21 protein-coding genes are annotated in these 19037 nt (G+C 67.9%); 8 read left to right on the plus strand and 13 right to left on the minus strand.

Annotation, left to right across the window (positions count from 1 at the left end):
* Nucleotides 1–45: 45 nt before the first annotated feature.
* Nucleotides 46–795: a tyrosine-protein phosphatase gene (locus tag GKZ92_RS20125; RefSeq protein WP_006359845.1), complete on the minus strand. Its 750-nt coding sequence runs from the start codon at nucleotides 793–795 to the stop codon at nucleotides 46–48.
* 55 nt (nucleotides 796–850) lie between these two features.
* On the opposite strand from GKZ92_RS20125, the gene GKZ92_RS20130 reads away from it, so the two are divergent.
* The gene (locus tag GKZ92_RS20130) at nucleotides 851–1483 is read left to right on the plus strand and encodes a flavin reductase family protein (protein ID WP_006359846.1); all 633 of its coding nucleotides are present in this window, start codon (nucleotides 851–853) and stop codon (nucleotides 1481–1483) included.
* Here the strand turns inward: GKZ92_RS20130 and GKZ92_RS20135 are convergent.
* From GKZ92_RS20135 to GKZ92_RS20150, 4 genes are all read right to left on the minus strand, one after another.
* Entirely contained in the window at nucleotides 1480–2430 is a 951-nt protein-coding gene (locus GKZ92_RS20135; RefSeq protein ID WP_006359847.1) for a PfkB family carbohydrate kinase, read from the minus strand. The two genes, GKZ92_RS20130 and GKZ92_RS20135, sit on opposite strands and share 4 nt — an antisense overlap.
* 147 nt (nucleotides 2431–2577) lie before the next feature.
* Nucleotides 2578–3126, minus strand: a complete 549-nt coding sequence (gene msrA / locus GKZ92_RS20140) for a peptide-methionine (S)-S-oxide reductase MsrA (RefSeq protein ID WP_006359848.1) — start codon at nucleotides 3124–3126, stop codon at nucleotides 2578–2580.
* Complete coding sequence (msrB, locus tag GKZ92_RS20145) at nucleotides 3123–3596, minus strand: peptide-methionine (R)-S-oxide reductase MsrB (protein WP_006359849.1); 474 nt, start codon at nucleotides 3594–3596, stop codon at nucleotides 3123–3125. Before msrB ends, msrA begins: the two co-directional genes overlap by 4 nt.
* 302 nt (nucleotides 3597–3898) lie before the next feature.
* Complete coding sequence (locus tag GKZ92_RS20150; protein WP_081474357.1) at nucleotides 3899–4354, minus strand: MarR family winged helix-turn-helix transcriptional regulator; 456 nt, start codon at nucleotides 4352–4354, stop codon at nucleotides 3899–3901.
* A 76-nt stretch (nucleotides 4355–4430) separates the two neighbouring features.
* On the opposite strand from GKZ92_RS20150, the gene GKZ92_RS20155 reads away from it, so the two are divergent.
* The 3 genes from GKZ92_RS20155 to GKZ92_RS20165 all read left to right on the plus strand — a co-directional run bounded on the left by GKZ92_RS20155 (nucleotide 4431) and on the right by GKZ92_RS20165 (nucleotide 7665).
* The gene (locus tag GKZ92_RS20155; protein ID WP_006359851.1) at nucleotides 4431–5264 is read left to right on the plus strand and encodes an alpha/beta fold hydrolase; all 834 of its coding nucleotides are present in this window, start codon (nucleotides 4431–4433) and stop codon (nucleotides 5262–5264) included.
* Nucleotides 5265–5341: 77 nt separating this feature from the next.
* A complete protein-coding gene (locus GKZ92_RS20160) occupies nucleotides 5342–5983 on the plus strand; it encodes a TetR/AcrR family transcriptional regulator C-terminal domain-containing protein (protein WP_006359852.1) in 642 nt (213 codons plus the stop codon).
* Complete coding sequence (locus tag GKZ92_RS20165; RefSeq protein ID WP_006359853.1) at nucleotides 5983–7665, plus strand: acyl-CoA dehydrogenase family protein; 1683 nt, start codon at nucleotides 5983–5985, stop codon at nucleotides 7663–7665. The genes GKZ92_RS20160 and GKZ92_RS20165 overlap by 1 nt, the downstream gene beginning before the upstream one ends.
* A gap of 19 nt (nucleotides 7666–7684) precedes the next feature.
* On the opposite strand, the gene GKZ92_RS20170 is transcribed toward GKZ92_RS20165, so the two are convergent.
* Complete coding sequence (locus tag GKZ92_RS20170; protein WP_035752884.1) at nucleotides 7685–8596, minus strand: LysR family transcriptional regulator; 912 nt, start codon at nucleotides 8594–8596, stop codon at nucleotides 7685–7687.
* Nucleotides 8597–8889: 293 nt separating this feature from the next.
* Here GKZ92_RS20170 and GKZ92_RS20175 point away from each other — a divergent pair, with 293 nt between their 5' ends.
* Nucleotides 8890–10098 carry a GGDEF domain-containing protein gene (locus GKZ92_RS20175; RefSeq protein ID WP_006359855.1) on the plus strand — a complete coding sequence of 403 codons (1209 nt, stop codon included), beginning with the start codon at nucleotides 8890–8892 and terminating at the stop codon, nucleotides 10096–10098.
* Here GKZ92_RS20175 and GKZ92_RS20180 read toward each other — a convergent pair.
* The gene (locus GKZ92_RS20180; protein WP_035752887.1) at nucleotides 10076–11440 is read right to left on the minus strand and encodes an FAD-binding oxidoreductase; all 1365 of its coding nucleotides are present in this window, start codon (nucleotides 11438–11440) and stop codon (nucleotides 10076–10078) included. The two genes, GKZ92_RS20175 and GKZ92_RS20180, sit on opposite strands and share 23 nt — an antisense overlap.
* 87 nt (nucleotides 11441–11527) lie before the next feature.
* Here GKZ92_RS20180 and GKZ92_RS20185 point away from each other — a divergent pair, with 87 nt between their 5' ends.
* Nucleotides 11528–11953 (plus strand): nitroreductase/quinone reductase family protein, encoded by a 426-nt coding sequence (locus tag GKZ92_RS20185; RefSeq protein WP_006359857.1) that lies wholly within the window; start codon nucleotides 11528–11530, stop codon nucleotides 11951–11953.
* An 87-nt stretch (nucleotides 11954–12040) separates the two neighbouring features.
* Nucleotides 12041–13000, plus strand: coding sequence for a serine/threonine-protein kinase (locus tag GKZ92_RS20190; protein ID WP_006359858.1), 960 nt, complete (start codon nucleotides 12041–12043; stop codon nucleotides 12998–13000).
* A gap of 15 nt (nucleotides 13001–13015) precedes the next feature.
* Here GKZ92_RS20190 and GKZ92_RS20195 read toward each other — a convergent pair whose 3' ends face one another.
* Nucleotides 13016–14143 (minus strand): amidohydrolase family protein, encoded by a 1128-nt coding sequence (locus GKZ92_RS20195; protein ID WP_040004269.1) that lies wholly within the window; start codon nucleotides 14141–14143, stop codon nucleotides 13016–13018.
* A gap of 131 nt (nucleotides 14144–14274) precedes the next feature.
* Between GKZ92_RS20195 and GKZ92_RS20200 the strand changes: the two genes are divergently transcribed.
* Nucleotides 14275–15426, plus strand: coding sequence for an FAD-binding oxidoreductase (locus tag GKZ92_RS20200; RefSeq protein ID WP_006359860.1), 1152 nt, complete (start codon nucleotides 14275–14277; stop codon nucleotides 15424–15426).
* 16 nt (nucleotides 15427–15442) lie between these two features.
* On the opposite strand, the gene GKZ92_RS20205 is transcribed toward GKZ92_RS20200, so the two are convergent.
* The 5 genes from GKZ92_RS20205 to GKZ92_RS20225 all read right to left on the minus strand — a co-directional run bounded on the left by GKZ92_RS20205 (nucleotide 15443) and on the right by GKZ92_RS20225 (nucleotide 19036).
* Nucleotides 15443–16519, minus strand: a complete 1077-nt coding sequence (locus GKZ92_RS20205; RefSeq protein WP_155225540.1) for a hypothetical protein — start codon at nucleotides 16517–16519, stop codon at nucleotides 15443–15445.
* An 83-nt stretch (nucleotides 16520–16602) separates the two neighbouring features.
* Nucleotides 16603–17697 (minus strand): hypothetical protein, encoded by a 1095-nt coding sequence (locus GKZ92_RS20210; RefSeq protein WP_006359862.1) that lies wholly within the window; start codon nucleotides 17695–17697, stop codon nucleotides 16603–16605.
* A 40-nt stretch (nucleotides 17698–17737) separates the two neighbouring features.
* Nucleotides 17738–18040, minus strand: a complete 303-nt coding sequence (locus GKZ92_RS20215) for an antibiotic biosynthesis monooxygenase family protein (protein ID WP_006359863.1) — start codon at nucleotides 18038–18040, stop codon at nucleotides 17738–17740.
* Nucleotides 18041–18115: 75 nt separating this feature from the next.
* A complete protein-coding gene (locus GKZ92_RS20220) occupies nucleotides 18116–18583 on the minus strand; it encodes an SRPBCC family protein (protein WP_006359864.1) in 468 nt (155 codons plus the stop codon).
* Between the two features lie 54 nt (nucleotides 18584–18637).
* Complete coding sequence (locus GKZ92_RS20225) at nucleotides 18638–19036, minus strand: heat shock protein transcriptional repressor HspR (protein WP_006359865.1); 399 nt, start codon at nucleotides 19034–19036, stop codon at nucleotides 18638–18640.
* Between the last annotated feature and the right edge of the window lies 1 nt (nucleotide 19037).

The raw sequence follows: 19037 nt of genomic DNA on the forward strand, positions 1-19037 counted from the left end.
GGGCGCCCACCCCTTGACGCCCGACGGGCCGACTGCGGAATCGTCCTACCCGGGTGCTGCGCCGGGCGCGAATCGCGTCACCCAGCCCTCGAAATGCCCGACGTCGCCGCCGTTCGCCTCGAACCAGCCCCACGGGCCACCCCGGTGCCCGGTCACGGCGTCGACGACGAGATCGATCGCCTCCCGCGGCGTGCGCAGGATCGGTGCATCGAGCGACATGCCTCTCGGTACCCGGTCGCGGTGCTGCAGGCGCGCCAGGACCCCGGTGATGTTCTGCTCGGTCCGCTGATAATCGGCGACGATCGCGGCTTCCTCGACACCGGCGAGGAGTTCGGCGATCGCAACGATCACGCCCGTGCGGTCCTTACCGGCCGCGCAGTGGACAAGGGTCGGGCCGGCCGGGTCGAAAGCGTTGAGGGCCGCCGTCAGCCGATCCCCGCCGGTTTGCATCATGGCGGTGTAGATGTCGGTCAGCGCGGTGTCGGCGAGGCGGTCAATGCGGGCCCCCGAGGACACCTGCCGGTGCACCAACCGCACCTCGGCCGGCCACGTCACCCGCACCGCACCCGACTCGGACGGATCGCGCAGGTCGACCACGGTCGACGGCGGCCACGGCACACCGACGGGATCGTCGTCGTCCGGATACGGCGCGTCGCTGCGGATCAGAACCCCGGGCGAGGTCGTTCCGCCGGAGACGAGCGGCAGCCCACCGAGGTCGCGGATGTTCGCGAGAGAACGCCGAACCCGGTCGGAATCGCGCTCACCAGCAGTGGAGAAGGTCACTCCGGCCCCCATCGTCTCGTCCGGTCCATGTCCGGATCACCGTACCCCGGTCACGTACGGTGAAGCGATGGTCCAGTTCCACTCGTACGCCCCCGCCGAGGGGCATCGTCTCGCTCACGACCCTCTCAACGCGATCATCGCGCCGCGTCCGATCGGCTGGATCTCCACGGTGTCCGACGCCGGGGTGCGAAACCTCGCCCCCTACAGCTTCTTCAACCTGTTCAACTACACCCCGCCGATCATCGGATTCGCCAGCGTCGGATGGAAAGACACTGTCGCCAACGCGAAGTCGACCGGCGAGTTCGTGTGGAACCTCGCGACCGATTCGATCGGCGAGAAGATGAACGCCACCTCGGCCGCACTCCCCGCGGACACCGATGAGTTCGAGCACGCCGGACTCACGGCCCTCGACTCCGAACTCGTGCGCCCGGCCCGGGTCGCCGAGAGCCCCGTCACGTTCGAATGCCTGGTCACCGATACCTTCCAATTGCGTTCGGCCGCAGGAGAGTCCGTGGACTCCTGGATGGTTCTCGGCGAGGTCGTGAAGGTGCACATCGCGACGGAGCTGCTCGGCGACGACCTGGTCTACGACACCGCCCGTGCACGCCCGCTGCTGCGCGCCGGCGGCCGGGGTGACTACTTCCTGCCGAGCAATGATCACCACCGCTACATGGAACGTCCGAAACCCCTGTCGCGCTAGCTTCCCGACGGGGCGCGCTCGAGAGCCTCGGCGGTCGGCATCCCGGTTCGGGCTCCGACGTGAGCCACCGTCAGGGACGCCGCTGCTGCACTGCGCCGCGCGGCCGTGACGAGGTCGTGCCCGGCCGCCAGCGAAGCGGCCAGTACACCGTTGAACGTGTCGCCGGCGCCGGTCGTGTCGACCACCGACTCGACCTCACCCGCCGGCACCGACGTCGCGCCGGAACGGTCGACGACCAGTACTCCATCGGCACCCAGCGTGACCACGACGGTGACGTCGAGGTGTTCGGCCAGCGCCGTGGCCATCTCGGCTTCGGTGGGGTCGTGCCGACCTTCGGACAGGGTTCGCGCGTACAGGTCGCGCAGTTCCGAGGAGTTCGGCGTGAGGATGTCCGGAACCGAGAGCACCCCGACGAGTTCGTCGAGGACCGGCGCCGGATTCACCACACATGTGATGCCGTGCTCTGCAGCAGCTTTCACTGCGGCAACCGCGGCGTCGGGGGTTATCTCGGTACTGGTCAGGACGCATCCGACACCCCAGTCCGCCGCGCGGGCCACGGCTGCACGCACATCATCCGCAGCGACCCGGGCGTTTGCTCCGGCCCCCACCGCAATCTGGTTCTCACCGGACGGGTCGACCACGATCAGCGCCGCGCCGGTGGAGACGCCGTCGATGCGGGAAACCTCGGTGACGTCGATGCCCTCCTCCGCCAACTCACCGAGTGCGCCCGCACCCATCTCGTCGTCACCGACCGCACCGCAGTACCGGACGACGGCTCCGGCGCGCGCCGCCGCCACCGCGGCATTGGCACCCTTGCCGCCTCCGTGACTGCTCACGTCCGGCCCGACGACGGTCTCCCCGGGCCCCGGGAGTCGTTCGGCTGCGACGACCAGGTCGACGTTCACGGCCCCGATCACGAGCAACTTCGCCGCGTCGGCATCGGTCATGTCGGCTCCTTCGGTCAGCCCGGTCGTCTGGCCCGATTGTGGCACCTCGCCTCGTCGCCTATCTGCTGTCGATCCCGCATCTCATCGCGTCACCTGTCAATCCATGTCATCTCCACCGATCCACCGGCCTCGACCGGCCCTGGTGGATCACGGCGTGGTCGACGCACCTCGCTTCGGCAGCACCCAGCCCGCACGCGGGAAATGGCAGGTGTAGCCGTTCGGGTAGTTGAGCAGGTAGTCCTGGTGCTCGGGTTCGGCCTCCCAGAACGGACCCGCCGGTTCGATGGTCGTGACGGCCGGCCCCGGCCACAGACCCGACGCATCCACGTCGGCGATCGTGTCCCGGGCCACCTGCTCCTGCTCCGGACCCAACGGGAAGATCGCCGAGCGGTAGCTCGTCCCGACGTCGTTGCCCTGACGATCGCGGGTCGTCGGATCGTGGATCTGGAAGAAGAAGGCCAGGATGTCCCGGTAGGTCGTCTCGTTCGGGTCGAAGACGATCTCGACGGCCTCCGCATGGCCGGGATGGTTGCGGTAGGTGGCGTGGTCGTTCTGTCCGCCGGTGTAGCCGACGCGGGTGTCGAGGACTCCCGGCTGCTTGCGGATCAGGTCCTCCATCCCCCAGAAACATCCGCCGGCGAGGACTGCGGTCTCGGTGCCGGGACGGACGGTGATCTGACCGGTGTCGATGGTCATGCGGTCTCCTCTTCGGTGTGGGTTGTGGTGGGGAACAGCTCGGTGTACTCGCCGTATCCCTCGGCCTCGAGGTCACGAACCGGGATGAAGCGCAGCGCAGCCGAATTCATGCAGTAACGCTGTCCGCCGGCATCTCGTGGACCGTCGTCGAAGACGTGGCCGAGGTGGCTGTCGGCGCCCGACGAACGCACCTCGGTGCGGCGCATCCACAGGGTCCGATCGGTCTTGGTGGTCACCGCGGCGTCGTCGATGGGCCTGGTGAAACTCGGCCATCCGGTGCCGCTGTCGTACTTGTCGGTCGATGAGAACAGCGGCTGTCCTGAGACGACGTCGACGTAGATGCCGGGCTCGTGGTTGTCCCAGTACTCGTTGTCGAAGGCGCGCTCGGTGCCGTCGCGCTGGGTGACGCGGAACTGCGCGTCGGTGAGGCGGTTCAAGGCCTCGGGGGTCTTGCGGTATTCGTTGCTCACGATTCCTCCTGTCGACGCCGGCCGCTCGTCGGTCTGGCGGAGCTCGTCCGGCGGCACCGTGCACAACAACGCGGGGTCGTGATTTGGTCCCGCGTCCTCTCCGGCGTCCGAGATCGCCGACTGACCTGCACAGATCAGCCAATTCAGGCTGGTGAATTCGCTTTGTTTCGCGGGTCTACCCTCCAACTACTGGTGGGCCGTCGGTCAACGTATGGGTGACCGCGCTGGTCGCGCTCATGGTCCTGTTCTGGCGCCAACCTCATCTCCGTCGGGCTGTCCGCGAGGTCTGACAACCCGGGCCTTCAGTCGGCCGCGTTCAGGCGATCCAGGAGCAGCTGCATCGTCGCGCACATGTGGGCGAAGTCGTCGTCGCCGACCACCGCCGCCCATCTCCGCTCGATGTCGGCGACCCGAACCCCGGCCGCAGCCATCAGCGACTGTCCGCGCTTGCTCAGGACGATCAACTTGGCGCGACGATCGGACGGATCCGGTTCACGCGCCAAATAGCCGAGGTTCTCGAGGTCGTTCACCAGTTCCGACGTGGCCGACAGGCTCAACTGCGCGCGTGACGCAAGCTCGGTGAGCCGCACTCCGCCCATCCGGATGTTCCCGAAGATCTGCAGATGCGCATCGCGAACGTCACCGAACCCCGCCTCCGCGCGGGGTCCGGCGAGGTCGGAACGGAACTCCGCGAGGAGCCTCACCAACAGCTGACCGATGGCTTGCCGTTCCACGTCGGACACTCTTGACCCGCCCATGGGAACGGAGGATACTACGGATACCGAAGTTTCGGTTTCCGAAGCATTTCCCTCGCCGAAAGGCAGGCGCCTGATCATGAGCACCGATTCGATTCCCACTCAGCTCGGCCGAATCCACGTCCGACACGAAGGCTCCGGTCCACCAGTCGTCCTGTGGCACAGCCTCTTCGTCGACTCGGCGTCGTGGGGGCCATTGTTCGACCGGGTCCGCGAGGACCACCGGGCGATCGCCATCGACGGCCCGTGCCACGGCCGGAGCGAGGGCCTGACGCACGACTTCACCTTCGACGAGGTCGCCGACTGCGCGGTCGCGGTGATGGACGCCCTGGCCCTCCACGGTCCCGTGGACTGGGTGGGCAACGCCTGGGGAGGCCACATCGGCATCAAGGTGGCGGCGCGACACCCTCGCCGACTCCGCACACTGACCACGATCGGGACGCCCCTCCGGCCCATCAACCCGCGGGAGCGTTGGACGATGTGCTGGCCACTGGTGCAGATCTATCGCGTGACCGGACCCAACCGATGGTTGCGTACACAGCTCCAGAACGCCCTGATCGGACCGAGAACAGCTGTTGCACATCCTGATCGGGCGTGCGAGATCATGCGGGCATTCGTCGACGCAGATCGCCGACCGATGTTCCACGCCATGCGATCGATGATGTTGCATCGCCCCGATGTGACGGCCGATCTCGCATCGATCGCCGTGCCGACCCTGATGATGGTGGCCGATTCCGACTCCATGGGAGCCGGACCCGACGACATCCACTCGGCCACCTCCGCGATGTCCCATGTGCACGTCGGCGGCCTCGTCGGCGATGGACACCTGACGCCCCTCATCGTCGACCAGGACAACATCTACCGGCAGCTCGTCGGGCACTGGTCCGACAACTACGCCGACTCACGTTTCTGAAATCAACCCTTGCCCGCGCGCCACCCGGCGTTTATTGTTTGCCATACAAACACTGACGTCGACGATCGGAACCCACTGTGGCAACCACCGGACGCGCGAGCCGGGAAGCCGGCAGGGCAACCCGCCAGGCGCTGCTGCGTGCCGCCGGCGAGGTGTTCGCCGAGCACGGTGACGCGGCGTCGGTCGCTCAGATCTGCCAGCGCGCCGACGCCTACCCCAACCAGGTCACCTACTACTTCGGCTCCAAGGAACAACTCTTCGTCGAGGTCGCGTGCGCCGGTGTACTGCGGGCCGGACGTCGAGCCGAAGAGGCCGCCGCCGAGACCACGACCGTCCGTGACTACACGAACACGCTCGTCGGAACCCTCCTCGGTCCCTGCGCGCGGGACGTCGAACTGTTCACCACCGCCATGCTGCTGACGTCGCGCCGCACCGACCTGCGGGAGCACATCACCGACACCCTGCGCACACTTCACGAACGCGGCGAGCAGGCGCTGATGTCGACGCTGGTGCGCACCGGCTGGCAACTGCGTGCCGGGATCGATGTCGAGGCGAAGGCGTTCTGGTCGGCGATCTTCGGTCTCGCGGTTCAGAAGGCCGCCACCGGAGCCGACTTCGGCTATCGACTCGAGGACGCGGTCGCGGTGATCTTCACGAATCTGCAGATCCCGGACCGGGTTCTGGACCGGCCACTCGTACCCACGCCTCAGGAGGCATGATGACCCAGTCCGCGACGCACATCCATCCGCAGCCGCACCTCACCCACGAGGTGTTCAACCAGTCCGCTCCGCGACTGGACGTCAACGAGTACGAGCTCGACGTCGTCCTCACCGAGGCGGTCGCGCGGCACGACGGCGCCTGGGGCGACGCCGAACTCCGCGAGATCGGGGCGCTCGTCGGCAGCGAATCCTTCAAGCACGACGCCCATCTCGCGAACACCATCACGCCGGTGTTGCGGACGTTCGACCGCTGGGGTCACCGCATCGACGAGGTCGAATACCACCCGGCATACCACCGGATCATCTCCGAATCCATCGCCCACGGCGCCCACACGCGCTGCTGGTCCGATCCTCAACCCGGGTCGCACGTCGTGCGTGCGGCCGCGTTCATGCTGTTCGGCCAGATCGAACCGGGCCACGCCTGCCCGGTGTCGATGACCCACGCGGTCATCCCCTCACTCGAACTCCAGCCCGACGTCGCCGCGAACTGGGTGCCGAAGGCGTTGTCCCGCAGCTATTCCCCTGATCTGAGCGCCACCAAGGAGTCGGCCATCTTCGGGATGTCGATGACCGAGAAGCAAGGCGGCTCCGACGTCCGCGCCAACACCACCGTCGCAGTCCCCGCCGGAACCGGCGGACCGGGTGCCGAGTACCTCCTCACCGGTCACAAGTGGTTCTGCTCGGCGCCCATGTCGGACGCATTCCTCGTTCTCGCGCAGGCGCACGGCGCCGGCGGCGAAGGACTTTCGTGCTTCCTGCTCCCCCGCATCCTGCCCGACGGCACCCGTAACGTCTTCCGCATCCAGCGTCTCAAGGACAAGCTCGGCAACAAGTCCAACGCCTCCAGCGAGATCGAACTCGACGGCACCGTCGCCGTCATGGTCGGCGAGCCGGGACGCGGCGTGCGCACGATCATAGAGATGGTCGCGCAGACCCGCCTCGACTGCGTTCTCGGTTCCGCGGCGGGCATGCGCCAGGCCGTCGCCGAGGCCGTGTGGCACGCCCGGCATCGTGCCGCCTTCGGCGCGACGCTGGCCGACCAACCCGCGATGACCGCCGTATTGGCCGATCTCGCACTGGAATCCGAGGCCGCGACCACCACCGCGATCCGCCTCGCCCGCGCCCACGACGAGGATGCCGATCCGCAGGAGCGCGCCTTCCGCCGACTCGCCACCGCGGTCGCCAAGTACTGGATCTGCAAGCGCGGCCCCCACCACGCCTACGAGGCGCTGGAATGCCTCGGCGGCAACGGATACACCGAGGACTTCCCCCTCGCCATGCGCTACCGCGAGCAGCCGGTGATGGCCGTATGGGAGGGCTCGGGCAACGTCATCGCCCTCGACGTCCTGCGCGCGATGACCCGAGAACCCGAATCGGTCGCCGCCTTCGACGCCGAGGTCAGCCTCGCCCGCGGCGCCGACCGGACTCTCGACACGCACCTCGACCGACTCCGGGAGCAACTCGGCGAGCTGTCGCGACTCGCCCCGGCCGACGCCCAGCGCCGAGCCCGGTCGACCGTCGAGTCGATGGCCCTGGCGCTCGAGGCGTCACTGCTGGTGCGGCACAGCCCGTCGGCGGTCGCCGACGCGTTCATCGCCAGCCGCCTCGGACCCGACCGCAGCTTCGAGTACGGCGCGCTCCCCGACGGCGCCGATCTCGCCGCCATCCTCGAACGTCACTGAGACACCCCGCCTTCCGTTCTCACACCACCCCTTCCGCCGCCGCCAGGATCTGCCGGCGCAGCGTCGAGGCGGTGTTGGGCAGCCACATCGCCCGGACGGGGGCGAACGGCGGATCGGTGAACTCGACGATGCGGATGGAGTTCGCGTAGATCCAGCCGGGCTCGTTGGTGACGAACGCACAGGCTTTGGGGTGGGCGATGACCGCCGTGTGCGGCGGTGTACCGAGGAGCGTCGACAGGATGATGCGCGGTTCGAATCCCGCACGCCGGCACAACCCGACGAGGATGTCGGTGTACTCGTATTCGTGCTCGGGCCCCCACACGACGATCTCGTAACCGGCGAGGGCGGCCATGTCGACACGGGCATGCGCGGCGAGCGGGTGATCGCTGCGCACCGCGAGGCGGAGCTCGTGTTCGGTCGCGATCGTGGTCGCCATGTCCGGTGGCGCCGACACACCACGGCCCAGCGCCAGGTCGATCGAGCCCGACAGCAATTCCTCACGCATGAAGTCGGCGAACACCGGGCGCACCGTGATCGGCACCGAGGGGTCGGCGAGGACCACGGGTTCGATGATCCGGAAGACCTCCGACGACGCGAGGTCGGGTGCATGGCCGATGACGAACGGTGCGGGTGCCCCTGCGTTGACCCGTCTGACCTGCGTGGCGAGCTGTTCCCCGCCGGCCAGCAGCGGCACCGCGCCGCGGTAGAGCGCCTCCCCGGCCGGCGTCGGCGTCAGGCTGCGCCGCGAACGGGAGAAGAGCTCGACTCCCAGCTGTCGCTCGAGTTCACGGATCGCCGAGGACAACGCCTGCTGGCTGATGAACAGGTTGTCGGCGGCGACGCGGAGGCTCGGAGCCTCCATGACGACGACGAACATTCGGAGTCGGCGCAGGTCTATATCGCGGAGTCCGGCGTCCCCAGAACCATTCATCAACCATCTCCTGTCAGTTATCCGGATTGATGTGATTGTAGGTTGACCTTCAACCCAATATGCTCATTTCTGCATGGCATCGTGTTCAGATGTCATTCGCGTTTTGGGCTACCTGCTGAGGTCCCCCGCGGAGGGGACGGGAGGACTTCGGCAGGTGCTTCTTTCTCACATTTCGGTGTTTTCGCTGCCGCAACCGGGCGTCGGCGGCTATCAATTGCTCTGATGAAGCATCGCTAATGCTCATCTGGACTTCGCATTGTTCGCCCCAACCCCCATTTCCGGAGCTCGATCAGGTGGAAGAAACGGTCGGCCGTTCGCCGAGATCTACTCCGTTCGGCGGGCTCGGTCGCGACTCGATCACCGCGGAGATCGCACGGCGCAGCGGGCTCTACGACGAAACACTCGACGTTCTCCGGCAGCTGCGTCTGCGCGAACGCCATATCCGGTACACCATCGCCGGGCTGGTGCTGATCTTCGGCGTCGTGGGCGCGCTCGGATTGTTCACGCCGAGCGGCGCGCAGGGTTCGCTGTGGCGGTCGCTGATCCTCGGTACCGCTGCCGCCACCACCATCCCCACCGCGATCGCGGTGAGCCGGGTCCATCTGGGCGTGATGTGGTGGACCAAGAAGTCACACGTCCGAGGGTTCAACGACGCTTTCGTCGCCTACGCCGACATCGGTGTGGCGGTGTGCCTGTTCGCCGTCGCCGATCCACGCCTGGCGCTGTACTTCTCGGCACTGTTCGCCGTGATCGGCTCCTACAGCGCACATTTCGTACGTGCCCGCGTCGTGTACCTGCACCTGGCCCTGTCGAGCGCAGTGACCTGCACACTCGGAGTTCTCGCCTGGCTGGACGGCGCTCCGCCCGTGCCCGCGTTCGCCGCCACCCTTGCTCTGCTCGTCGCCGTGAGCGGGACGGTCACCCTGCACCAGGGCTACACCTCCGACCTCCAGCGATCCCTGAAACACCAACTGCGGATGGCCAATACCGATCCACTCACCGGACTGCTGAACCGCCGCGGATTCATCCTCGCCACGACCACACTGTTGCGTCGGGGTCCCGGTGACCGGTTCGCACTGGTCATCGCCGACGTCGACCGCTTCAAACGGATCAACGACGACCACGGGCACGCCGTGGGCGATGCCGTCCTGCAGCAGGTCGCCGACATCCTCCAGGGCGCCGTGCCCGAGCCTGCGGTCGTCGCCCGGCTCGGCGGCGATGAGTTCGCGATCGCGGCGCGGCTCGACGAACAGGCGGTGCGTGCCGTCGCCGAAGACATCCGCGGCCAACCGGTCGACGCCGGCGACGGCGAGTGGGCGACCGTCAGTCTCGGCATCGCGGTGGGTCCCCTGCACAGCGAGCACATGACCGACGAGGATGCGACCGAGCGCATTCGACGCGACTTCGCCCTCGCCGACGACGCCCTGTTCGAGGCGAAGGCGAAGAGGCGCGGCACCTATGCCGTGGTGCCGACCACGCCTACAGGATCACGCCCGGGTTGAGGAGCCCGTCCGGGTCGAGAGCGTTCTTGATGAGCGCGGTCAGCTCCATCACGTCCGGACCCACCTGGTCAGGCAGCCAGCCCTTCTTGAGCCGGCCCACGCCGTGCTCGCCGGTGATGGTGCCGCCGAGTTCGATGGCGAGGTCCATGATCTGGCCGAATGCCGTCTGCGCACGGTCGGCCTCGGCCGTGTCGGCCGGATCGAAGACGATCAGCGGGTGCGTGTTGCCGTCGCCGGCATGTGCGATCACCGAGATCATCACCTGGTTGTCCGCGGCGATCTTGGCGACGCCGTCGATGAGGTCGGGCAGCGAGGGCAACGGGACCCCGACGTCCTCCAGCAGCAGCGAACCCAGCTTCTCCACCGCCGGGATCGCTGCTCGCCGGGCAGCGGTGAACGCCTCGCCCTCGGCGGGGTCGTCGGTGGTGAAGACCTCGCCGGCACCGTTCGACTCGAAGGCGTTCCGGATGAGTTCGACCTCCTGGGCACCGGCGGCCCCGGGTGCGTCGGACTGGGCGACGAGCAGTGCGCCCGCGTCGCGGTCGAGTCCCATGCGCAGCATGTCCTCGACCGCGTTGATCGCCACCGAATCCATGAATTCCAGCATCGCCGGGCGGATCTCGCCGGTGACGGCGAGGACGGCACGGCTGGCGTCGTGTACCGAGTCGAAGACCCCGACGACCGTGCTCGCCGGCCCCTGCGGCGGCAGCAGCCGCAAGGTCACCTCGGTGATGATGCCGAGGAGTCCCTCACTGCCGACGAACAGCTTGGTCAACGGCAGCCCGGCGGAGTCCTTCAGCTGCTTGCCGCCCACCCGAACCGCTCGACCGTCGGCGAGCACCACCTGCAGCCCGAGCACGTAATCGGTGGTGACCCCGTACTTCACGCAGCACAGCCCACCCGCATTGGTGGCGACGTTGCCGCCGATCGAACAGATCTCGAACGACGACGGGTCCGGCGGGTACCAGAGACCCTCCGCCGCCGCCGCGGCCTTGACCTCGGAGTTGAACAGCCCGGGCTGGACGACGGCGGAGCGCGTCGCGGGGTCAACGGCGATCTCGCGCATCTTCTCGGTGGAGATCATGACGGCGCCGTCCACCGCGGTCGAGCCGCCGGACAGGCTGGTGCCGGCACCGCGGGTGATGATCGGAATCCGGTTCTCGGCACACCACCGAACCGTCGTCTGGACCTGATCGGTCGAAGTCGGGCGGATCAGTGCGAGTGGGGTACCGGCGGCCGGGTCGAAAGCGCGGTCCTGGCGATACCCGGCGAGTATGTCGGGGTCGGTGATCACCATTCCGTCGGGAAGGGCGGCGGCCAACGAACTCGTTTCGGCACTCATGCGTTCAGCGTATTCTTCGAGGCCCGCACCGCGGTTTCACTTCGGCACACCTGCCGGTCAGGGCTCCGCAGGCGTATCAAGGAGATCGTGACTGACTTCAATTCGACCATCATCAACGAGTTCCGCACCAACAACGGACATGTCGAGACCGCGGGGTTCGGGAAGAACCTCGTCCTGCTGCACACCGTCGGCGCGAAATCCGGGGAGCCGCGAATCAGCCCGTTGTTCGGTCTCGCCGACGACGGCTCCTGGCTTGTCATCGGATCTTTCGCGGGTTCGCCGACGACGCCGGCCTGGGTCCACAACCTTCGCGCGCACCCCAACTCGGTTGCCGTCGAGGCCCCCGCAGCCGAGGGCATCGAACACCACGAGACGCAGGTCGCCGAGATCACCGATGACGACTGGGACGCCGCCTGGGCGAAGTTCACGGCGTTCACCGACCAGTTCGTCAAGTACACCGAGACCGCTCAGGGCCGGAAGTTCCCGATCTTCCGTCTGACCCCGAGATCCTGACCTCTCGAGCCTGATACGGGCACCCTGGTCTCGACACCCTTGTCCGGCACCGCACCCGCAGATCGACGCCGCTCTACTCTGGGCAGGGTGTTCGAGGTTGGCGACCGCGTGGACGGCTTCACCATCGACGAGTTCGTCGGCGGTGGTGCGAGCGCGGACGTCTTCCGGGCTCATCGCGACGACGGGAACGGGCCGGTCGCGCTCAAGGTGCTGCACCCTGACGCCGCCGATCACGCCCGGGTCCGTGAACGGTTCGAGCGCGAGTTCGGGATTGCGTCGCTTCTCCACCACCCGCACATCGTCCGGATGCGCGCCCACGGTGAGATCGCCGCGCCGCCCGGCTCTCTCGGCCCTCGCCACCAGCCGTCGATGTGGCTGGCGATGCAGTACGTCGCGGGCCCGGCGGCCACCGCACTCATTCCCGGCGACGACACCGAACCCGACGTGGACGCGATCCTGCGGGTCGCCGCGCAGATCGCCGGTGCCCTCGACCACGCACACGGCCAGGAGATCCTCCACCGCGACGTCAAGCCCGCCAACATCCTGCTCTCCCGACCTCTCGACTCTGACCCGGAGGGGCCCACGCCCAGCTCCTCCGCACCGGTCGACGCCTACCTCTCCGACTTCGGGATCGCCCAATTCCTCGATGACACAAGACCACTCGCACGCAACGGCCGGGTCCAGGGCTCCATCGGGTATGCCTCGCCCGAACTGCTTCAGGCACATCACCTTTCGCCGGCCAGCGACAACTACTCCTTCGCGTGCAGTCTCGTCGAGTTGTTCACCGGCACACCGCCGTATCCGCGGCGCACGTCCTTCGCGATCACCTACGCACACATCAACGACGAACCGCCGCGCCTCACCCGGCGCCGTCCGTGGCTCCCGTCGGCGATGGATTCGATCTTCGCCAAGGCGCTCGCCAAGTCACCGCAGAACCGCTATCCGACGTGTACGGCTCTCGTCGACATCCTGGTCCGTCTCATGCGTGACGTGCCCGTCCCCGAGCCGACCCGCTCACGATGGTGGGGACGTCCGCGTCATCCGTGACCGACCGGTCGCGGATCAGCCCTCGTCGAGTCCGTACACGCGGACCGCGGTGTCGCGGAAGATGCGTCGCAACGCCTCGTCTCCCCACTGGGACGCACAGTCGACCAGCGCGCCGACGAGGACGTCGATCGCCGCATTGGGGCGGTCGATCGGATAGTTGGAGCCGAACATGATGCGGTCCGAACCGAAGTGGGTGACGACGTGTTCGACGAACGGACCGATCATCTCGCCCAGCGTCGCCTGTCCCCCGATGTTGCCCCACCGTTCGTGGCCGTAACCGAGAACCGGCATGGCCAGCCCGGAAAGCTTCACCACCACATTGCGATACGACGCCAGGGTGGTCATCCGTTCCCGCCACAGCCGCCAGATGTCGGCGCGCGCCGCGGCCGTCGCGCCGGTACGTGTCCCGATCGGCCCGAACACCCCGGCGGGTATCCCGAAGTGGTCGAGGACGATCGCCGTGTCGGGATACTCGCGCGCCAGCACGATGACGTCGTAGAGCTGGTGGGAGTAGACCGCCGCCTCGAACACGAGTTTGCGCGCGGCAAGTTCGGCGAAACCGTCGAGAAAGGAGGCCGACGCCAGGATGTTGTCGGAGTCGCCGCCGTCGCGGACACGCGGGTCGGGATGGCGCGTCGCCACCAGCCGGATGCCCCGGACACGGGACGAGACCGTGAACTGCTGATCGAGCGTCTCGGCGAAGTCATGGTCGCGCGGGTCGCCGTGGGCGACGATCGCCCCCAGACGCGGAGCGCCGGAGTGGCCAAACGGCAGGTGCTCCAGATAGCGCGTCTCCTCCACGGCGGTGCTGTGTGCCGCCGCCTGCTCTCCCGCGGGTAGTGCCTTGCGCCAATGCGACTCGACGTGCACCACGGTGTCGATGGGCACCCCGACGACCGTCGAGACGAGAGCGGCATCGGTGGCGTACTGCCGCGGCTCGTACGGGCGCGCGACGGTTCGCGGTGTCAGCACGAACTCCCGGTCGGCGCGCGAGGCGATGAGCGGGAAGGCTCGGTCCCCCAATCGGGGGACGAACCCGTACAGCCGCGACGAGCGGGTTGCCGCCCATGGGGTGCGCCGCGGATTCCAGTGCTGCACATGCGCGTCGACGATGGCCGGGAGGACACCGTCGAGGGACGTCATGTTGGTACCTTGCCACACCGGATCACAGTCCGACATACGATGACGGATCCTGAATTCTGTACCGTCGACCGCTAGTGTTGAGCTCTCGGAACAGGCGGGGGACGAACGCCGACGGAGGTTGTCCTAAGAGAATGGCGAGCCACTCACGCCACACGTTGCATCACCTGCGAACAGCGGTGAACCGGCAGCCCGACCGGTTCGTGACCAACGTCTACACCCGGATGTTCGCGATCGATCCCGACCTCCGGGATCTGTTCGGCGTCTCGATGGCCGCACAGCAGATCGCCTTCCATCGCGTGATCGACCACGTCCTCGAAGCCATCCCTGCGGAGTCCGGCCACGCCGACCTCGTCGAGTTCCTCGCCCAGCTCGGCCGCGACCATCGCAAGTTCGGGGTCGAACCCGAGCACTACCACGTGATGTACACCGCGCTCATGGGCGAGTTCGCCAGTCTGATGGAGGGGTACTGGGACGAAGAGGCGCAGCAGACCGTCTCGCAGGCGATGATGCTCGTCACCGGTGTGATGCGCGGGGCTGCCGAGACCGCCACCCACCCGGCCCGGTGGACGGCAGAGGTCGTGGAGAAGTACCGAATCAGCCGCGACCTCGCCGTGGTACGACTCATCGCACATGCGCCGCTGACGTTCAACGTCGGCCAGTACCTCGAGGTCCACATCCCGCAGTGGCCCAAGCAGTGGCGCAATTTCTCGCCGTCGATCCCGCCGAACCCGGCCGGTGAGCTGGAGTTCCATGTCCGGGCGATCCAGGGTGGGACGGTCAGCTCGGCCATCGTCAGCGAGACCAGCGTCGGAGACGTCTGGACCCTGTCGCAGAGTCACGGGACCCTGCACGTCGACCGGGACCGGCCCGTCCTGATGGTCGCCGGCGGCACCGGGCTCGCCCCACTGCGTGCCCTGCTCATCGAGATGTCCAAACGCGCGGACTCGCCCCCGACCCACATCTTCTACGGGATGCGCTACCCCGGCGAGCTCTACGACCTGAGTGTCCTTCGGCGGATCGCCGCCACCAACCCGTGGTTGCAGGTCACCGCGGTGTCGGAGGAGGAGCGCGACCCGTGGTGGATCACCGCCGTGGCGACGCCGGCCGAACTCGGGATCGACCACGAGATCGGCACCCTCGCCGACGTGGTCGTCGGCGCCGGGAACTGGGAGGACCACCAGGTGCTCATCGCCGGGTCGGCGCAGATGATCGAGGCGACCCGACGCAAACTGATCATCGCCGGGGTCCGCGCGAGCCGCATCCAACACGACCCGGTGTACTGACCCGCGGGTCACCGCGTCAGGGAGCCGGCTCTCCCGGAGCCGGCACCTCGACCGTGGTCGTCTCGGTCTCGGTGATCGTGAACGGTCCCGGAATCTCCTCGGTCACCGTGGTCGTCCTCGTGACCGGACGCGGGGTGCTGGTGATCGTCGTCGTGCGCGCCTGCTGCGACTGGGTTTCGGTCTCGGTGACCGTCTTCGCGTCCGCGCTGACGGTCACGGCAGCGGGCGTCTCGGTGACCGTCACGGGGGCGGGTTCGGTGGTGTTGCGCTCCGCGGACAGCAGCAGGGTCAGACCGACCGCGCCCAGGAACATCGCCGCACCGATCGCGGCGCCGACGAACCACCAGCGTCGCCCGGTCGACACCCGCGGGGCCGCCGCCGGCGTCGACAACGCCACCAGGGCGGCGTCGGCCGCGCCGATGGCCGAGGCCAGTGGCGGGTTGCCAGCGACCGTGACGGGCCGCTGTGCGGCGTATTCGAACGCGGGCGCGATACCGGGCATCTCCGCGCCGGGTCCCACCACGATGATCGAGGTGATGTCGCGGCCGCGCGGCAGCTTGGACACCGCCGTCGCCAGCTCGGACGCCCCGTCCGGATCGGTGACGGGGGCGAGCCGGTTGGTGGTGAAGTCGGCGGTCCCGAGGACCGCACCCGAGGTCGTGTCGACGGTGGCCACCGACGTACCGGATGCCGGAGCGGCATCCCGGTCGAGGTCCACGACGGCGACGACGCCGCCCCGGGTGGCATGGGTGCACGCGATCTCGGCGAGTGCCGAGGCGTAACCGGTGACGACGACGCGGTCGTGCCAGGACTCCCCGGCGCCGCTCGACCCGAAGGCCTGCGCCAGGTGCTTGCGGACGTCCTCGCGTGACACCGAGACGCCGATCTGATCGACGACGACCGGCACTGAATCGACCAGCTCGATGATCGCGGCCTCGACCGCGGGTGCCGACGGATCAGGCAGGTCGACGAGGTTGCTGGCCAGGATGTGGCCATCGGCGTCGCGCACCACGGACGCGATCTGATCGTCCACGACGGATATCCCGAGAACCACGGATCCGGGCAGTCCCCCACTCGCCGGATCTTGGGTCATCGTCACCTCCACATCGACGTTTGCCCATGCAGCCTAACGGCTTGGACCGAATTCGTGGCAGCCGGACCGTCGGTGGTACCCCGTCAAACCGACTCGGCGGGATGTTGGGTGTACGCGGCGTCGCGCACCGCCTCGTCGGTCTCGAGCCCGGCACCGAGCGCACCGCCGACGGTGGCGAGCGAACACGTCAGCCACGCGACCTCCAAGTAGTCGGTGATCCCGGGGTCGTGACCGAGGGCGTCGCCGAAGACCTGTGGGACCACGAGGCACAGGGCCCCGAGGGTCGCGAGGACGAAGAGAGCGGCATAGAACGCCGCGACTCCCAGCACGACGGTGATGACGGTGACGGTGTTGAACAGGACGATCTGTTCGCGCGACTGCCGCGACGACCCCCGTTCCCACAGGTTGGCGCCGACGATCAGGGTGGCGGTGATGGCGACGATCGAACCGACGGCGACGCCGGTGAGGCGGACCCAGCCGAAGGTGTCGGCCAGTAGCCAGATGTCGGCGGTGACCAGTGCGAAGACACCGGCGGCGATGGCGCCGGTCAGTGCCCGGGTCAGTCCGAGCGCGAGGCGCCACGGTCGGTTGGCGCGCACCATCCCCGAAAGGAGCCGGAGATTGCCGGTCAGCACCCGGGCGGTGAAGGCGGTGCCCGCCTCGTCGGTGTCGGTGCCGAGCTGGCGGACACGATGCCGCAGCGGCGACTTCGACGGGGACTTCTCGTGGTCGCGGAGGTCGTCGGCGTCGGCACCGAGGAGTTGTCCGACGAGACCGGTGACCGTGGTCCGCGCCCGCTGACGTAGGCCGGTCGGGCCGAGGGCGGGGACCGACAGGACCGCGACGCCGTGCACCGCGTTCGCATGCGCGACGACAGGGCGCCGGCCCACGTGCAGGGGCAGATCCGTCAGACAGACCACCAGGTCCCATTCACGTTCGAGGAGAACGTCTCTCGCGGCGTCGACGATCTGGGCATCGGTCGCGGGCGGCTGCACCACGGATGCCTCGACGATCTCGATCTGCCATCGGGCTCCGGGGAAGCTGGTCTGGACGTGCTCGATCAGGTTCGCGTCGACGAGCTTACGCGCCAACCCGATCGGTTGCCCGGGGGCGGCCACGACTCCGAGGACGACCACCGCTTCGTCGTCTGATGTCGGCGTATCGTCCTCGAACTCCATGGAGAGGGCTTCCTTTCGCGGCCGCCCTGGGACGGCCTGGTCAGGCGGTGAAGGTCTCGATCAGGGTGTGCTGCTCGACGGCCGACGGAGCCTGCATGCCCGGGGCCTGGTCATCGGAGTGCGAGGCGCGGAACGAATCCGACTTCAGCCACGCCAGGAAGTCGTCCTTGGCGTCGAACTCCATGGTGGAGACGTAGGGCAGGCCCTCGGCCTCCGGACGCATCAGTGTCGCGCGGTGCAGGCCGGGGACACCCTTCAGCGTGGTGCGCATCGAGTCCGAGAATGCCTTCTCGAAGGCCTCGGCGTTCTCGGTGACATCGATGCGGTTGGTGATCACGAACATCTCGTCGACTCCTGGTTCGGGTCCGATAGGTCTCCGCCATCTTACCGACACGATGTCGGCAAGATGGCGGTGGTATCAGCCGAAGCGGTTCGCGAGAGCCCGGAGTGTGCCCTCGATGCCCTGACCGTTCTTCCTGTCGTAGCCGATCAGTTCCATGATCTTCGGGACCTTGAGCGTGGAGTAGTCGAAGGTCTCGGTGACCTGCGTGGTCGTCGGCGACGTGGCGACGAGGTCCCAGCGCCAGCGATGACCCATGGGGTGCTTCCACTCGACGACCCGGTCGGGGTCGACGTCGGTCGCGGTGGAGGTGATCGTGTACGGGACGCCGAACTGCTTCATCCCGACGCTGAATCGCGCACCGGGGGTGAGTCTTTCCGGGCCCTTGACGGGTGTGTCGCGCACCGTCCCCGAACCGTCGAGTTCGGGATGCCGATGCGGGTTGGCGATGAGGGCGAAGACCTCGGCGGCCGGCGCGTCAACGACGATGCGCCGTGAAACGCGGTGCGGGCCCGTGTCAACGGTGATGACGGTGTCGGAAGCCATACATCCAACGTACGCGGGCCCTGCCGATCACCCTCGTGGAACGAGTCAGACCGTTCAGTCGCCGGATCGTCTGCGCCGCGGCTGCCACACGACGAGGGCATTGGTCCGGGGCACCGGGACGAGCTCGCCTCCGCGGCGGTTCCGCGACGCGGCGACCTCGTCGGTGAGCTCACGGACCCGCTGTTGCAGCGCCTCGACCTGATTACTCAGATCGATGATCCGTTTGATCCCGGCGAGGTTCACACCCTCCTCCTGCGAGAGACGCTGGATCTCACGCAGGAGGTCGACGTCGCGTGACGAGTAGCGACGACCGCCGCCACTCGTCCGCTGCGGGGTGACCAGACCGAGGCGGTCATAGGTCCGCAGGGTCTGGGCGTGCATGCCGGCGAGCTCGGCGGCCACCGAGATCATGAAGGTCGCGCCGTCGGCGTCGAAGTTCTTCTGGCCGGCCATG

Origin of the sequence: Gordonia sp. 135 (assembly GCF_009720185.1) — a bacterium.
Lineage (GTDB): Bacteria > Actinomycetota > Actinomycetes > Mycobacteriales > Mycobacteriaceae > Gordonia > Gordonia alkanivorans.

What these genes read in the sequence shown, in the direction of transcription:
- GKZ92_RS20155 (WP_006359851.1), top strand. Translation starts at nt 4,431, where the DNA reads ATGAGCACCGATTCGATTCCCACTCAGCTCGGCCGAATCCACGTCCGA.
- GKZ92_RS20130 (WP_006359846.1), top strand. Translation starts at nt 851, where the DNA reads ATGGTCCAGTTCCACTCGTACGCCCCCGCCGAGGGGCATCGTCTCGCT.
- GKZ92_RS20210 (WP_006359862.1), bottom strand. Translation starts at nt 17,697, where the DNA reads ATGGAGTTCGAGGACGATACGCCGACATCAGACGACGAAGCGGTGGTC.
- GKZ92_RS20150 (WP_081474357.1), bottom strand. Translation starts at nt 4,354, where the DNA reads ATGGGCGGGTCAAGAGTGTCCGACGTGGAACGGCAAGCCATCGGTCAG.
- GKZ92_RS20125 (WP_006359845.1), bottom strand. Translation starts at nt 795, where the DNA reads ATGGGGGCCGGAGTGACCTTCTCCACTGCTGGTGAGCGCGATTCCGAC.
- GKZ92_RS20170 (WP_035752884.1), bottom strand. Translation starts at nt 8,596, where the DNA reads ATGAATGGTTCTGGGGACGCCGGACTCCGCGATATAGACCTGCGCCGA.
- GKZ92_RS20215 (WP_006359863.1), bottom strand. Translation starts at nt 18,040, where the DNA reads ATGTTCGTGATCACCAACCGCATCGATGTCACCGAGAACGCCGAGGCC.
- GKZ92_RS20165 (WP_006359853.1), top strand. Translation starts at nt 5,983, where the DNA reads ATGACCCAGTCCGCGACGCACATCCATCCGCAGCCGCACCTCACCCAC.
- GKZ92_RS20200 (WP_006359860.1), top strand. Translation starts at nt 14,275, where the DNA reads ATGGCGAGCCACTCACGCCACACGTTGCATCACCTGCGAACAGCGGTG.
- msrA (WP_006359848.1), bottom strand. Translation starts at nt 3,126, where the DNA reads ATGACCATCGACACCGGTCAGATCACCGTCCGTCCCGGCACCGAGACC.
- GKZ92_RS20180 (WP_035752887.1), bottom strand. Translation starts at nt 11,440, where the DNA reads ATGAGTGCCGAAACGAGTTCGTTGGCCGCCGCCCTTCCCGACGGAATG.
- GKZ92_RS20195 (WP_040004269.1), bottom strand. Translation starts at nt 14,143, where the DNA reads ATGACGTCCCTCGACGGTGTCCTCCCGGCCATCGTCGACGCGCATGTG.
- GKZ92_RS20220 (WP_006359864.1), bottom strand. Translation starts at nt 18,583, where the DNA reads ATGGCTTCCGACACCGTCATCACCGTTGACACGGGCCCGCACCGCGTT.
- GKZ92_RS20135 (WP_006359847.1), bottom strand. Translation starts at nt 2,430, where the DNA reads ATGACCGATGCCGACGCGGCGAAGTTGCTCGTGATCGGGGCCGTGAAC.
- GKZ92_RS20225 (WP_006359865.1), bottom strand. Translation starts at nt 19,036, where the DNA reads ATGGCCGGCCAGAAGAACTTCGACGCCGACGGCGCGACCTTCATGATC.
- GKZ92_RS20205 (WP_155225540.1), bottom strand. Translation starts at nt 16,519, where the DNA reads ATGACCCAAGATCCGGCGAGTGGGGGACTGCCCGGATCCGTGGTTCTC.